Source organism: Streptococcus oralis (assembly GCF_024399415.1).
In the GTDB taxonomy this organism is placed as follows: domain Bacteria; phylum Bacillota; class Bacilli; order Lactobacillales; family Streptococcaceae; genus Streptococcus; species Streptococcus oralis_CS.
Map to the genome: position 1 here is coordinate 986,961 of NZ_CP029257.1, position 14,204 is coordinate 1,001,164.

At 40.0% G+C, this 14,204-nt stretch carries 14 protein-coding genes; 9 read left to right on the forward strand and 5 right to left on the reverse strand.

The annotated features are described in order from the left end of the window. Positions 1-2 precede the first annotated feature (2 nt). The 9 genes from DG474_RS04850 (at position 3) to DG474_RS04890 (ending at position 10,564) form a co-directional block, all read left to right on the forward strand. Complete coding sequence (locus DG474_RS04850; protein WP_001135768.1) at positions 3-467, forward strand: NUDIX hydrolase; 465 nt, start codon at positions 3-5, stop codon at positions 465-467. 12 nt (positions 468-479) lie between these two features. Continuing rightward, positions 480-1,748 carry a dihydroorotase gene (locus tag DG474_RS04855; RefSeq protein ID WP_255778943.1) on the forward strand — a complete coding sequence of 423 codons (1,269 nt, stop codon included), beginning with the start codon at positions 480-482 and terminating at the stop codon, positions 1,746-1,748. Positions 1,749-1,789: 41 nt separating this feature from the next. Continuing rightward, positions 1,790-3,130, forward strand: a complete 1,341-nt coding sequence (locus DG474_RS04860) for an MATE family efflux transporter (RefSeq protein ID WP_255778944.1) — start codon at positions 1,790-1,792, stop codon at positions 3,128-3,130. A gap of 178 nt (positions 3,131-3,308) precedes the next feature. Beyond that, on the forward strand, positions 3,309-4,277 hold the full coding sequence (locus tag DG474_RS04865; RefSeq protein ID WP_255778945.1) for a thiamine pyrophosphate-dependent dehydrogenase E1 component subunit alpha: 969 nt from the start codon (positions 3,309-3,311) through the stop codon (positions 4,275-4,277). A gap of 16 nt (positions 4,278-4,293) precedes the next feature. Then, on the forward strand, positions 4,294-5,286 hold the full coding sequence (locus tag DG474_RS04870; RefSeq protein ID WP_000448714.1) for an alpha-ketoacid dehydrogenase subunit beta: 993 nt from the start codon (positions 4,294-4,296) through the stop codon (positions 5,284-5,286). Between the two features lie 554 nt (positions 5,287-5,840). Further along, positions 5,841-6,884, forward strand: a complete 1,044-nt coding sequence (locus DG474_RS04875) for a dihydrolipoamide acetyltransferase (RefSeq protein WP_255778946.1) — start codon at positions 5,841-5,843, stop codon at positions 6,882-6,884. A gap of 44 nt (positions 6,885-6,928) precedes the next feature. Next, positions 6,929-8,632 carry a dihydrolipoyl dehydrogenase gene (gene lpdA, locus DG474_RS04880; RefSeq protein WP_255778947.1) on the forward strand — a complete coding sequence of 568 codons (1,704 nt, stop codon included), beginning with the start codon at positions 6,929-6,931 and terminating at the stop codon, positions 8,630-8,632. A gap of 195 nt (positions 8,633-8,827) precedes the next feature. Beyond that, the gene (lplA, locus tag DG474_RS04885; protein ID WP_255778948.1) at positions 8,828-9,817 is read left to right on the forward strand and encodes a lipoate--protein ligase; all 990 of its coding nucleotides are present in this window, start codon (positions 8,828-8,830) and stop codon (positions 9,815-9,817) included. Positions 9,818-9,922: 105 nt separating this feature from the next. Next, positions 9,923-10,564, forward strand: a complete 642-nt coding sequence (locus DG474_RS04890; RefSeq protein ID WP_255778949.1) for a hypothetical protein — start codon at positions 9,923-9,925, stop codon at positions 10,562-10,564. A gap of 79 nt (positions 10,565-10,643) precedes the next feature. Here the strand turns inward: DG474_RS04890 and xerS are convergent, their stop codons facing one another. The 5 genes from xerS to DG474_RS04915 all read right to left on the reverse strand — a co-directional run bounded on the left by xerS (position 10,644) and on the right by DG474_RS04915 (position 14,196). Further along, positions 10,644-11,714, reverse strand: a complete 1,071-nt coding sequence (gene xerS, locus DG474_RS04895; protein ID WP_000817865.1) for a tyrosine recombinase XerS — start codon at positions 11,712-11,714, stop codon at positions 10,644-10,646. Positions 11,715-11,854: 140 nt separating this feature from the next. Further along, positions 11,855-12,145: a hypothetical protein gene (locus tag DG474_RS04900; RefSeq protein WP_001148766.1), complete on the reverse strand. Its 291-nt coding sequence runs from the start codon at positions 12,143-12,145 to the stop codon at positions 11,855-11,857. Then, positions 12,126-12,518, reverse strand: a complete 393-nt coding sequence (locus tag DG474_RS04905) for a hypothetical protein (protein ID WP_255778950.1) — start codon at positions 12,516-12,518, stop codon at positions 12,126-12,128. The genes DG474_RS04900 and DG474_RS04905 overlap by 20 nt, the downstream gene beginning before the upstream one ends. Continuing rightward, entirely contained in the window at positions 12,500-13,753 is a 1,254-nt protein-coding gene (locus DG474_RS04910) for a hypothetical protein (protein ID WP_255778951.1), read from the reverse strand. The genes DG474_RS04905 and DG474_RS04910 overlap by 19 nt, the downstream gene beginning before the upstream one ends. After that, positions 13,753-14,196 (reverse strand): hypothetical protein, encoded by a 444-nt coding sequence (locus DG474_RS04915; RefSeq protein WP_042902266.1) that lies wholly within the window; start codon positions 14,194-14,196, stop codon positions 13,753-13,755. The genes DG474_RS04910 and DG474_RS04915 overlap by 1 nt, the downstream gene beginning before the upstream one ends. Positions 14,197-14,204 lie beyond the last annotated feature (8 nt).

The following is a 14,204-nucleotide window of genomic DNA, read 5'->3' on the forward strand; positions in this document are numbered from 1 at the left end:
ATATGCCTCAGTTAGCGACGATTTGCTACATTGATAACGGAAAAGAACTGCTCATGCTCCATCGTAATAAGAAGCCTAATGATGTCCATGAAGGCAAATGGATTGGTGTGGGTGGTAAGCTAGAGCGAGGAGAGACACCTCAGGAATGCGCAGCGCGTGAAATCCTCGAAGAAACAGGGCTCAAAGCCAAGCCAGTACTTAAAGGTGTTATCACTTTTCCTGAATTTACGCCAGATTTAGACTGGTACACCTATGTTTTTAAGGTGACAGAGTTCGAGGGTGACTTGATTGACTGCAATGAGGGGACCTTAGAATGGGTTCCCTATGATGAAGTCTTAAGCAAGCCAACTTGGGAGGGTGATCACACCTTTGTTGAGTGGCTTTTAGAGGACAAACCCTTCTTTTCAGCCAAGTTTGTTTATGATGGGGATAAATTGTTGGATACCCAAGTTGATTTCTATGAATAAAGGAGAAAGCAGATGCTACTAATCAAAAATGGTCGTGTAATGGATCCCAAGTCTGGTTTGGATCAAGTGTGTGATATTTTAGTCCAAGATGGAAAAATTGTCAACATTGCCCCTGAAATCAAGGAAGAAGGAGCAGAGGTGCTTGATGCTACTGGTCTTGTAGTTGCGCCTGGACTAGTCGATATCCATGTTCATTTCCGTGAACCTGGTCAGACCCACAAGGAGGACATCCATACTGGGGCATTAGCGGCTGCTGCAGGTGGTTTTACAACGGTTGTTATGATGGCTAATACCAGTCCAACCATCTCGGATGTGGAAACTCTTCAAGAAGTTCTACAGTCAGCTGCCAAGGAACAAATCAATGTCAAGACGGTTGCGACCATTACTAAGAATTTTAATGGCCAAGACTTGACAGACTTTAAGGCACTTTTGGAAGCTGGAGCCGTTGGTTTTTCTGATGACGGTATTCCGCTTGAGAGCAGTAAAGTGGTCAAGGAAGCCATGGAAGAAGCTAAAAAACTTAATACCTTTATCTGCCTTCATGAGGAAGATCCAGGTTTGAATGGGATTCTTGGATTTAACGAAAACATTGCTAAAGAATATTTCCATATCTGTGGAGCGACAGGAGTGGCAGAATACGCTATGATTGCGCGTGATGTTATGATTGCCTATGCAACCAAGGCCCATGTTCACATCCAGCATTTGTCTAAGGAGGAAAGTGTCAAGGTAGTGGAATTCGCTCAAGGTTTGGGAGCGCAAGTCACAGCAGAAGTAGCGCCACAGCATTTCTCTAAGACAGAAGCACTTCTCTTGACTCAAGGTAGTAATGCTAAAATGAATCCTCCGCTTCGTTTGGAGTCAGATCGTCGTGCCGTTATCGAAGGTCTCAAGTCAGGTGTTATCACAGTTATCGCAACGGACCACGCGCCTCACCATGCAGACGAGAAAAATGTAGAAGATATCACTAAAGCACCATCTGGTATGACAGGTTTGGAAACCTCTCTTTCTCTTGGTTTGACTTATTTGGTGGAAGCTGGTGAGCTAAGCTTGATGGAATTGCTTGAAAAAATGACTGTCAATCCAGCCAAACTTTACAACTTTGAAGCTGGTTACTTGGCTGAGAATGGTCCAGCGGATATCACTATCTTTGATGCTAAGGCTGACCGCCTTGTGGATTCAAACTTTGCTTCAAAATCAGCTAATTCTCCATTTATTGGTGAAACTTTAAAAGGGCAGGTTAAATATACCATTTGTAAGGGACAAATCGTCTATCAAAACTAGATGGGATTCTGCTCTGAAAATGATAAGAATAGAGAGCGTATATGTATCCAACCCATCAATTTAAAGATAAGTTTGTCTTATTTCTTAAGATATTTTTTCCTATCCTGATTTATCAGTTTGCCAATTATTCTGCCTCATTTGTTGATACAACCATGACTGGGCAGTACAATACCATGGACTTGGCAGGAGTATCAACTGCAACGAGTCTATGGAATCCTTTCTTTACTTTTTTAACAGGGATTGTTTCGGCCATGGTTCCCATCATAGGCCATCATCTGGGACGGGGCAAAAAGGAAGAAGTGGCATCTGACTTTTATCAATTCATCTACTTAGCTTTCGGACTGTCTTTGGTCTTGCTTGGCATGGTAGTATTCTTAGCACCGCCTGTCTTAAATCATATCGGGCTAGAAGCTCAAGTAGCGGCAGTTGCAGTTACTTATCTTTGGTACCTTTCTATCGGGATTATTCCCTTGTTGCTTTTTAGTGTCATTCGGTCTTTGTTAGATTCTCTTGGTTTGACCAAACTATCTATGTATCTCATGCTCCTATTACTTCCGCTCAATAGTGGTTTTAACTATCTCTTGATATATGGAGCCCTTGGTTTTCCAGAGCTTGGTGGCGCAGGAGCAGGGCTAGGAACTTCTCTAGCCTATTGGGTTTTATTAGGGATTTCTCTTCTTGTTTTGTTCAAACAAAAAAGATTAAAAGCGCTACATCTTGAAAAACGGATTCCACTCAATGTAGATAAAATCAAGGAAGGTGTTCGGCTAGGTCTACCAATCGGGGGAACCGTCTTTGCTGAAGTAGCTATCTTTTCTGTGGTTGGACTAATCATGGCTAAGTTTTCATCGCTCATCATCGCCAGTCACCAGTCAGCTATGAACTTTTCCAGCCTCATGTACGCTTTTCCTATGAGTATTTCCTCTGCTATGGCGATTGTTGTGTCTTACGAGGTGGGGGCCAAACGTTTTGAGGATGCAAAAACCTATGCTTGTCTGGGGAGAGTAACCGCCCTTATTTTTGCAGGTCTTACCCTATCCTTTCTCTACATTTTTAGAGATCGTGTAGCAAGTTTATATGGAAATGACCCTCAGTTCATTGAAACAACTGCTGTATTTCTAACCTACAGTCTCTTTTTCCAATTAGCTGATACCTTTGCGGCTCCGCTCCAAGGAATTTTAAGAGGGTATAAGGACACTATCGTTCCTTTCTATCTTGGCCTAATCGGATATTGGGGAGTAGCGATACCACTAGGATATCTACTAGATCAAGTAACTGACTTAGGGGCATTTGCCTACTGGATTGGGTTAATTGCCAGCTTGATTGTTTCTGGTTGTTTGTATCAATGGCGTTTGAAAACCGTAATGAAAAGATTGAGCTAATTTTAAGAAATTATCCTGAAAAACAACTTTGTGAAAAAATGCTCTAACTAGAGAGAATCCCTGTTTTAACAGGGGTTTATTTTTTAACCTTGTGAAATTTTATTAGCCATATACTTTGACAGTGTATACTAAAAAAGGTAAAATAGTAAGGTAAGAACAAAGTTAGAAAGGCAAGATTATGTCAACTTTAGATAAGAATCTTTTGCTAGAGATGTTCCGTAAGATGGAAGAAATCCGTCGCATGGACTTAAAAATTGCTCAGTTAGTGAAAAAGGGGAAAGTTCCCGGTATGACTCACTTTTCTGTCGGAGAGGAAGCAGCTAACGTCGGAGCGATGCTGGCTCTTAATCCAGATGATCTGATTACCTCAAATCACCGTGGACACGGGCAAGCTATTGCCAAAGGGATTGACCTCAACGGAATGATGGCTGAAATCCTTGGAAAATACACTGGAACCTGTAAAGGAAAAGGTGGTTCTATGCACATCGCCGACTTAGATGCTGGGAACCTCGGTGCCAATGGTATCGTTGGTGGTGGTATGGGAATCGCTGTCGGTGCAGCCCTCAGTCAGCAAATGCAGAACACTGGAAAAATTGTCGTCTGCTTCTTTGGAGATGGTGCGACTAACGAAGGTGTTTTCCACGAAGCAGTGAACATGGCTTCTATTTGGAAACTTCCTGTTATTTTCTACTGCATTAACAACGGTTATGGAATTTCTGCGGATATCAAGAAAATGACCAATGTGGAGCATATCCATCAACGTAGTGCGGCATATGGAATTCCTGGAATGTTTATCGAAGATGGAAACAACGTCATCGATGTTTATGAAGGATTTAAGAAAGCTGTAGACCATGTTCGTGGCGACAATGGCCCAGTCTTGATTGAAAGTGTCACTTATCGTTGGCTTGGTCACTCATCATCTGACCCTGGTAAATATCGTACGCGTGAAGAAGTGGAATTGTGGAAACAAAAAGACCCAATCGAAAATCTTCGTAACTACCTCATTGAAAACAATATTGCAAGTGCAGAAGAATTGGAAGAAATTCAAGCACAAGTCAAGGAAGCAGTAGAAGCTTCTGTTAAATTTGCAGAAGAAAGCCCATTCCCACCACTAGAATCAGCATTTGAAGATATTTACGCAGACTAAGGAGAAAGAGATAAAAATGGAAACAAAAACAATGTCGTTCCGTGACACCATTATCCTTGCTATGTCTGAGGAAATGCGTCGCGATGAAAATGTATTCTTGATGGGAGAAGACGTCGGTGTCTTCGGAGGAGACTTCGGAACTTCTGTTGGAATGCTTGAAGAATTTGGTCCAGAACGTGTTCGTGACTGTCCGATTTCTGAAGCTGCCATCTCAGGTGCAGCAGCAGGAGCAGCCATGACAGGACTTCGCCCAATCGTTGATATGACCTTTATGGATTTCTCTGTTATTGCCATGGACAATATCGTCAACCAAGCTGCTAAAACACGCTATATGTTCGGTGGTAAAGGTCAGGTTCCAATGACAGTTCGATGCGCAGCTGGTAACGGAGTTGGTTCTGCCGCTCAGCACTCGCAATCACTAGAGTCTTGGTTCACTCACATTCCAGGACTTAAGGTTGTAGCTCCAGGTACACCTGCTGACATGAAAGGACTGCTCAAGTCTTCTATCCGTGATAACAACCCTGTTATCATCCTTGAGTACAAGTCAGAATTTAACCAAAAAGGGGAAGTGCCAGTTGATCCAGACTACACAATTCCACTTGGGGTAGGGGAAATCAAACGTGAAGGTACAGATGTAACAGTTGTTACTTATGGAAAAATGCTTCGCCGTGTGGTTCAAGCTGCTGAAGAATTAGCAGAAGAGGGAATTTCAGTTGAAATTGTGGACCCACGTACCCTCGTTCCGCTTGATAAGGATATCATCATTAACTCAGTGAAGAAGACTGGTAAGGTGGTGCTTGTCAACGATGCTCACAAGACAAGTGGCTATATCGGAGAGATTTCAGCTATTATTTCAGAATCAGAAGCATTTGATTATCTAGACGCACCAATCCGCCGTTGCGCCGGAGAAGATGTGCCAATGCCTTACGCGCAAAACCTTGAAAATGCAATGATTCCAACAGTTGAAAGCATCAAAGATGCAATCCGTAAGACTTATAACAAAGAATGATATCACATAAATTAAATTATGTAAAATTTTATTTTTTTAACTTTAGTAACTTGAGTTATGTTTTGTATCCAAGTTGTATATAAAGTTGCGACAGTTTTTTGACGAATCGATCATATTCGACAAAAAACTTAGTAAGTCTACTAGGTTGACCGCCTAATAGCGGCAACCGTAATAACTTGAGACGCGTTTCGTATCCAAGTTACTTGTAGAGTTGAACACGGGCTAAAAGCTCGGAAAAAAGATAAATCTCCTTGGCTTCATCGAAGCCAGCATTGATTTCCTATTTTTCAGTCGCTTTTGACGCCCTTTATATCATGTAATTGAATTCGGACGGAGGTCTGCGAAAAAAAGATAGATTTCCTTGTGTTCATCGAACACATCGTCAATCTCCTATTTTTTCATTGCCCTCTTCGTCCTTAATATCTTATATTCGAACACGGGCTAAAAGCTCGGAAAAAAGATAAATCTTCTTGGCTTCATCGAAGCCTGCGTAGATTTCCTATTTTTCAGTCGCTTTTTACGCCCTTAGTATCATAATTAGAATTGGAGAGGTCATGGCTGATTACAAGCTAAGAGCGACTCCTGCGGCTAGAAAGTTAGCGGATGATTTAGGAATCAACCTCTACGACGTTTCTGGCTCAGGTGCAAACGGTCGTGTCCACAAAGAAGACGTGGAAACTTATAAAGACACAAATGTGGTTCGCATTTCGCCACTTGCAAAACGAATTGCCCTCGAACATAACATTGCTTGGCAGGAAATCCAAGGAACGGGTCATCGTGGTAAGATCATGAAGAAGGACGTTTTGGCCTTGCTTCCTGAAAATATCGAAAACGACACCATCAAGTCTCCTGCTCAGATTGAAAAAGTGGAAGAAGTTCCAGACAATATCACTCCTTATGGTGAGATTGAGCGTATTCCAATGACACCAATGCGTAAGGTTATAGCTCAACGTATGGTTGAATCTTACCTAACTGCGCCAACCTTCACACTCAACTATGATGTCGATATGTCAGAAATGTTGGCCCTTCGTAAGAAGGTTCTTGATCCGATTATGGAAGCGACTGGTAAGAAGACTACTGTAACAGACCTTCTTTCACTCGCTGTTGTGAAAACATTGATGAAACACCCATACATCAACGCTTCATTGACAGAAGACGGCAAGACCATCATCACTCATAACTATGTCAACCTTGCGATGGCGGTTGGGATGGATAACGGTCTAATGACACCAGTTGTTTACAATGCTGAAAAAATGAGCTTGTCAGAGTTAGTAGTAGCCTTTAAAGACGTGATTGGTCGTACCTTGGATGGCAAATTGGCTCCAAGCGAACTGCAAAATTCAACCTTCACAATTAGTAACTTGGGAATGTTTGGCGTTCAGTCCTTTGGTCCGATTATTAACCAACCAAACTCAGCTATCCTCGGAGTTAGCTCAACAGTTGAAAAACCTGTAGTTGTCAATGGTGAAATTGTTATTCGTCCTATCATGAGCCTTGGTTTAACTATTGACCACCGTGTTGTAGATGGTATGGCTGGTGCTAAGTTTATGAAAGACTTGAAAGCCTTAATTGAGAACCCAATCTCAATGTTGGTTTAAGTTAGCTATTGTTATTTTAGAGTTTTAGATAAAGGAAGTAAGACATGGCCTTAGAAGTAATTATGCCAAAAGCCGGCGTGGATATGACAGAAGGACAAATCGTCCAATGGAATAAGAAAGTCGGTGAATTTGTAAAAGAAGGAGAAATCCTTTTGGAAATCATGACTGACAAAGTCAGCATGGAATTGGAAGCCGAAGAAGATGGATACTTGATTGCCATCCTCAAAGGAGATGGTGAAACTGTCCCTGTAACGGAAGTTATCGGTTACCTTGGGGAAGAAGGTGAGAATATCCCAACAGCTGGTGCTGTAGCGCCAGAAGCTAGCCCGGCGCCTGCAGCTAGTGCCTCAAACGACGACGGTAAGAGTGATGACGCCTTTGATATCGTTGTGATTGGTGGAGGTCCTGCTGGTTATGTTGCAGCGATTAAAGCTGCCCAACTCGGTGGTAAGGTTGCCCTTGTTGAGAAATCTGAACTCGGTGGAACCTGCTTGAACCGTGGATGTATCCCAACTAAGACCTACCTTCACAACGCTGAAATCATCGAAAACATCGGTCATGCAGCAAACCGTGGTATCGTCATCGAAAATCCAAACTTTACTGTAGATATGGATAAACTTTTAGAAACTAAATCTAAAGTTGTCAATACCTTGGTAGGTGGTGTTGCGGGTCTTCTTCGTAGCTACGGAGTTACTGTTCATAAGGGTGTTGGTACAATCACTAAAGACAAGAATGTCTTGGTAGATGGTTCTGAATTGCTTGAAACCAATAAAATCATCCTTGCCGGTGGTTCAAAAGTCAGCAAGATTAACGTCCCTGGTATGGAATCTCCACTTGTGATGACCAGCGATGATATTCTTGAAATGAACGAAGTGCCAGAAAGCCTCGTAATCATCGGTGGTGGGGTTGTCGGTATCGAACTTGGTCAGGCCTTCATGACATTTGGTTCAAAAGTAACTGTTATCGAAATGATGGACCGTATCGTTCCAGCTATGGATGCGGAAGTTTCTAAGAATCTTCGCTTGATTTTGGAACGCAAAGGTATGACTATCTTAACAGGTACAAAACTGCAAGAAATCATCGAGGAAAATGGTCAACTTCGTATCAAGGTTGAAGGTAAAGACGATATCATTGCAAGCAAAGCCCTTCTTTCAATCGGTCGTGTGCCAGACCTCGAAGGAATTGGCGATGTTGAGTTTGAGTTGGATCGTGGACGTATCAAGGTCAACGAATATATGGAAACTTCTGTTCCAGGTATTTACGCACCAGGTGACATCAACGGTACTAAGATGTTGGCGCACGCAGCCTTCCGCATGGGTGAAGTTGCTGCTGAAAATGCCCTCAAAGGAAATCATGCTGTTGCCAAATTGAACTTGACTCCTGCAGCCATCTATACTCTTCCTGAAGTAGCAGCAGTAGGTTTGACTGAAGAACAAGCGCGTGAGAAATACGATGTAGCCATCGGTAAATTCAACTTTGCAGCCAACGGTCGTGCCATTGCATCTGATGCTGCTCAAGGTTTCGTAAAAGTTATCGCTGATAAGAAATACGGGGAAATCCTTGGTGTGCACATCATTGGTCCTGCAGCCGCAGAATTGATTAACGAGGCATCAAGCATTATCGAAATGGAAATCACTGTTGAGGAAATGCTGAAGACCATCCACGGACACCCAACCTACTCTGAAGTTATGTACGAAGCGTTTGCGGATGTTCTAGGAATGGCTATCCATTCACCTAAGAAAAAATAAATAAGATTTTCAACTAAATTTTCTTAAAGTAGTACGGACGGCAGCGACCTCTATTAGAGTTCCATGCCTAAAAATTGAGCCTCTTGTCTCAATTTTTCCGAGAAATGTAACGATAACACGTTACATTTCTTTTTACCACTTTAGAAAATTTGATTGCTATGAACAGAATTTAAAAACTAAATTTTTGGAAATACTATGAAATACATTATCAATCATTCAAACGACACTGCTTTTAATATCGCCTTGGAAGAATATGCCTTTAAACACTTACTAGATGAGGATCAAATCTTCCTTCTTTGGATTAACAAACCTTCTATCATTGTTGGTCGTCACCAGAACACTATCGAAGAAATTAACCGTGATTATGTTCGAGAAAATGGTATTGAGGTAGTCCGTCGTATCAGTGGTGGTGGAGCTGTTTATCACGATTTAAACAACCTCAACTACACCATCATTTCAAAAGAAGATGAAAACAAGGCCTTTGACTTCAAGAGCTTCTCAACTCCAGTTATCAATACCTTGGCTCAACTAGGCGTTAAAGCTGAGTTCACAGGCCGTAATGACCTTGAGATTGATGGCAAAAAATTCTGTGGCAATGCCCAAGCCTATATCAATGGCCGTATCATGCACCACGGTTGCTTGCTCTTTGACGTTGATTTGTCAGTCCTTGCTAATGCCCTCAAGGTTTCAAAAGATAAGTTTGAATCAAAAGGTGTGAAATCCGTCCGTTCTCGTGTAACCAATATTGTCAATGAATTACCAGAAAAAATCACAGTTGAAGAATTCCGTGATTTGCTATTGGAATACATGAAAAAAGAGTACCCAGAGATGACTGAATACGTTTTTTCTGAGCAAGAATTAGCCGAAATCAATCGTATCAAGGATACCAAGTTCGGTACTTGGGACTGGAACTACGGTAAATCACCTGAATTTAACGTCCGTCGTGGTACAAAATTCACTAGTGGTAAGGTTGAAGTTTTTGCCAACGTCATTGAATCAAAAATCCAAGATATCAAGATTTACGGTGATTTCTTTGGTATCGAGGACGTTGCAGCTGTAGAAGATGTCCTTCGTGGCGTAAAATATGAACGCGAAGATGTCCTTAAAGCACTAGAAACTATTGACATCACACGCTACTTTGCTGGTATTAGTCGTGAAGAAATCGCTGAAGCAGTAGTGGGGTAAGGAAAAAGAATCCATTTATGATGGATTCTTTTATTAGGGTTAAACTTAATAATCATGCTGATTAGATTATAATAGAGATGAAAAATGAAAAGGAATTATTCATTAATGTTAGAAATTCCAGTAGAAAGTCTTAATCTATTTGAACAGTTAGACCGCAATGTTGTTGCTTTCTATAGAAATGAAGAAATTTATCAAACTGAAAGTTTAAATATAAGCATCACACAAGAACATTATGATATGAAATACAAAGAGCTTCAGCCTTTAGGATACCAGGCTGTTCAAATACCTTTAGGAATGGCTTTAGATAATGTAATCCAGCAAGCATATTTCCAAAAACTTATAATTGGCGGTCTTCTGCCCGATGAAATCAAAGTAAACAAAGAAGACTTAATGCCTTTGAAAGATATTGTTGATAGTTTTTGTATTATGTATGCTGCAGCGAATAACCGACTAGAACATAGTAAGGCTTATGAATTTATGAAAGATAAGACAGTATTCTTTATTGGTAAACTGTTAACTGACGATCTTAAAAATGGTGACGAAATTTCGTATATGGGAATCGAAAGAGAATCAGCTGATGGAACTTCTTATGAAGCAGTAAAATGTTTTCTAACTAAAGAGAGTGCTGAGCAGTACAATGATTCAAAAAAACCTGTAAGCCAAGCAAATCTAGCCTATCTGCAAGCCTTTTGGGATAAACCAGTAATTATAGAGCCACACCGTAACTACTGGATTGAGTTTAAATAACTAAAAAACGAAAGATAAAAGGAATTGATCTTTCGTTTTTTAACGATAATTGGTTTACATAATTTATAATATGTAACACTTATAAACTGTCCAAAGCATTCTTTTGTTCATCATTGACAATATGGGTATAGAGGTCAGTGACTTGTGTACTGGCGTGTCCTAGCTGATGGCTGACCAAAACCTGTGATTTAGTTGCATCATAGAGCCTAGTTGCCAGGGTATGCCGTAGTTTGTGGGGAGTTACACGGACTTTGAAGTCCTCAGAGTACTTAGCAACCATTTTCTCGACGCTGGAAGCATCGATACGATTGGGAACACCACGATATAAGGTCAGAAAGAGCGCTGTATCTGTTTTTTCCGTCTTATAGCGTTGATTTCGAATGGCGAGATAATTTTCAAGGTAAGACTTGGCAAAGGCTGCGACATTGACAGAATCACGTTTGCCCCCTTTTCGAGTGACATCAATGACCATCATTTTGAGATTAAGGTCTCTTAGATCCAGATTAACAGCTTCAGATAGGCGGACACCAGACGCCAAGAGAAGGGCAATAATGGCTAAATCACGTTCTTTATTTTTATTGAATGACGAGAGAGCACGATTTGAGAGTTGTTGTGGGTACTCTTGGTCAATATAAGTCAGAAAACCTTCTGTTTCATCACCTAGAAAGAGTTTTTGCTTGATGTTTTCAGCTCTGGCAGCAAGTGTTTCTTTCTTTTTCTTGGTTGAAACTTTCTTCATTACATTACGATAGAAATAAGGCTCCCCCTGGTCGTTTTCGACTTCCTCGGTTAGATACTTGTAAAGACTAGATAGTGCTGACAAAGTGCGATTGATTGTTGTCTGAGAGACACCTTGTTTAGTTGTATTAGCATTCAGCAAAGGTCGTTCACGAAGATATAGAATAAAGGACTCCATGTCTTTTTTAGACATATTTTCCAAGACCGATAAAGGAATATCGACCATTTTATCCGCATTTGAGATTCCAGACTCCAAAACCCAGCTGAAAAATCGATCGTATTCCTTGAGGTATTCGTATAAGGTTGTAAAACTGTAGGGCACAGCAAGCTTAGATTGGTAGTATTCCAGAACATACCAGGGCATGATTTGTTTTAGTTTGTCGATTCGCTCTAGTAAAATCTCACGTTTCATGTATTTTCTCCATAATTAAGTCTACTAGTAGTATAGCATAGACTTACATATTTTTCAAGAAAATTATAGTTTTTCGGAAAGATATTATAAGAAACTTAAAACAGAAGTCTAACTTTCCCCCAGTTATCCTGAACCCTTTATTAAATTTCATCATACTTGAGCAACATATTCGGAATCTTTTCTTCAAGACTCTTGCGAACTTTACCTTGAATTGCAGTGTCCATCTGGCTGTTTATGCTTGTAATGGTTGATTTGGTTTCTGTAGCAATTTTCTTTGCTGCTTTATTAAAGTTATCTTTTAATTTATTTTTTGCTGTTATCGCTAACTTTGCTTCCGTAATGATTCGGTTTCTTTCCATCATTCGATACATTTGTTTCAGTGCATATTGGTATTCTTCATCCGTGTAGTATTCATTCATTGGTGCTTGCATAATCTCTCCTTAATCTGTGAAATTCTTCGTCTAAATCATTTCTTTTTTTACGAAACTCGTTATCGTATTTTTCTCTCTCATCTTCGAGTTTAACCCTATGATCTCTGTATACTTGATTCGAAAAGTGTCTCAAATTTTCTATTTCTGTAAAGTAGTCTCTAACATCATCAACACTTGTCTCAAATTTTCTCAAAATATGAGACATTTTATCAACTTCTTCGGAAATTAGTTTTTCTAAGTTTGCATTTCGTTCGTCTAGATCAAGGGCTTTCTTATCAAGTTCTTTCTTTTGTCGATAATATCGTTCTTCTAGAGTATACAGTTCTCTCTCTTTTTCTCTAATTTCCTCCCATTTTACATCTTTTCTTTCCATTGTCGAAACTCCTTGGCTAATTGCTTATCTGTTGCTACTGTTTTTTCGATAACTTCCTGTAATTGTTTATCCATATTTTCAAATGCTTTGGCGGAAGCATTCATCTTAGTGGCTGTTTGATTTGTCTCTGACTGAAACGTATCGATAAACTGTGCTTGAGTGATGCCTTGACTAGCAAAAAGGGCCTCAACCTCATAGGGAGCTAATGCTGTGTAGCTCGTAAAGTCGATTTTTGACCAAATTTCTTGTAATTCTTGATTGGCTTTTTTGGCTAAGGCGCTCACTTCATCAGCTCCAGTTCTTGCTGCCGTAGCCATAGATGATGATAAGATAGAACCTTGAGCTGCATCTAGGTATATTTCCTCAGAGCTACTAATGCCACCTGATGACCATTTTGACTTCAAGTCCTTGTAATGAGCCATTCCTCGGAGACTGTTGGCATACGCTCGATAAACGCCACTGATTAAGGGTTTCCCACCTTTACCATCTACAAGTTGACCAGTTACAGGATCAAACTCCCAGTCACCAATTTTATGACTCGAACCATCAAGCCAGTGAATCGTGTTAGGCATAGAGTCAGTTATATCAGAATACCATTCAGGGTGATTGAAATCATTCCAACGTACTACGTCATCATGTTTTCTACGGTAATCAATAAACATAGCTGGATTATTTTCAATAAATGCTTTTTCTTCCAGTGTGAGCGCACCGTATTTAAACCAAGCATTAAATGTAGTTGTAGGTATGTGGTATTTAGCTCCTATTTTCAGCATATAAGACCCTTGGGAATAGCCAGATAGTTGACTAACTTCATATCTGGGATCATCCATAATTTCTTTAACAAATTGATCTGCAACCTTATATTGTGGTGATAAATACATTTTTTTTGCAATTATGGCACTATTGACATCACGTGAAACAAACATACTTTTATTCACAGGACTATCAGGGTCCGTTCCTGCAGCAATCACAGCTACATTTTTATAATCTGGTTTGCCATTCACAATAGGTGCAACTGCCAGTCCATCAAAACCTGTTTCAATGTCAGACTTAGTGGCAACGACACGGAATTCTTGACCATCGGAGGTGGTTATAGTGTTGGTTTCGTTTTTATTATTTGGATTATCTGTCACAAATTTCTTTTTATTGCGTTCTGAAAATTCTTTATTAACACTATAGACCGCAAAATCTTGGTTTAAATTATTCAATTGATTATCAGTATAATTAAATACCATTATTGCTCTCCTGTTTCACCATTTGAATATCGTACTAATATTGTAGAATCTGTTTTACCAATGTGTTTTTGAAGTATAGACCATTGTTGATCAATTTCTTCATTAGTATTTCCTTTCATAAGACCATCATGGTTTTCTTTATAGGTTAATCTGTGATTAATTCCATAAGTAATAGTTTGACTATCATTGAACTGTACTGAAATATCACAAGACCACGAACCCGGTTTGTCATTATAGTAAGGATCCATAATCTTAATCTCCTTAATCCCTTGGTAGGAATTCTTTAAAGCATTAACCAGACTTACTTCATATTCTCTATTTCGACGCTCTTCTTGAGACTTCCCTAACATACTAAACACAAAAACACCTCCTGTTGTGATGGCTACGAGTAACAAAACGATTAGTAGTCTTATATATCTTTTTTTATTGCTGGAAATATTCATTTAAGCTT

Coding starts and splice junctions, on each gene's coding strand:
- DG474_RS04850 (WP_001135768.1), top strand. CDS start 3: ATGCCTCAGTTAGCGACGATTTGCTACATTGATAACGGAAAAGAACTG.
- DG474_RS04915 (WP_042902266.1), bottom strand. CDS start 14,196: ATGAATATTTCCAGCAATAAAAAAAGATATATAAGACTACTAATCGTT.
- xerS (WP_000817865.1), bottom strand. CDS start 11,714: ATGAAACGTGAGATTTTACTAGAGCGAATCGACAAACTAAAACAAATC.
- DG474_RS04855 (WP_255778943.1), top strand. CDS start 480: ATGCTACTAATCAAAAATGGTCGTGTAATGGATCCCAAGTCTGGTTTG.
- DG474_RS04865 (WP_255778945.1), top strand. CDS start 3,309: ATGTCAACTTTAGATAAGAATCTTTTGCTAGAGATGTTCCGTAAGATG.
- DG474_RS04860 (WP_255778944.1), top strand. CDS start 1,790: ATGTATCCAACCCATCAATTTAAAGATAAGTTTGTCTTATTTCTTAAG.
- DG474_RS04905 (WP_255778950.1), bottom strand. CDS start 12,518: ATGGAAAGAAAAGATGTAAAATGGGAGGAAATTAGAGAAAAAGAGAGA.
- DG474_RS04875 (WP_255778946.1), top strand. CDS start 5,841: ATGGCTGATTACAAGCTAAGAGCGACTCCTGCGGCTAGAAAGTTAGCG.
- lpdA (WP_255778947.1), top strand. CDS start 6,929: ATGGCCTTAGAAGTAATTATGCCAAAAGCCGGCGTGGATATGACAGAA.
- DG474_RS04870 (WP_000448714.1), top strand. CDS start 4,294: ATGGAAACAAAAACAATGTCGTTCCGTGACACCATTATCCTTGCTATG.
- lplA (WP_255778948.1), top strand. CDS start 8,828: ATGAAATACATTATCAATCATTCAAACGACACTGCTTTTAATATCGCC.
- DG474_RS04910 (WP_255778951.1), bottom strand. CDS start 13,753: ATGGTATTTAATTATACTGATAATCAATTGAATAATTTAAACCAAGAT.
- DG474_RS04900 (WP_001148766.1), bottom strand. CDS start 12,145: ATGCAAGCACCAATGAATGAATACTACACGGATGAAGAATACCAATAT.
- DG474_RS04890 (WP_255778949.1), top strand. CDS start 9,923: ATGTTAGAAATTCCAGTAGAAAGTCTTAATCTATTTGAACAGTTAGAC.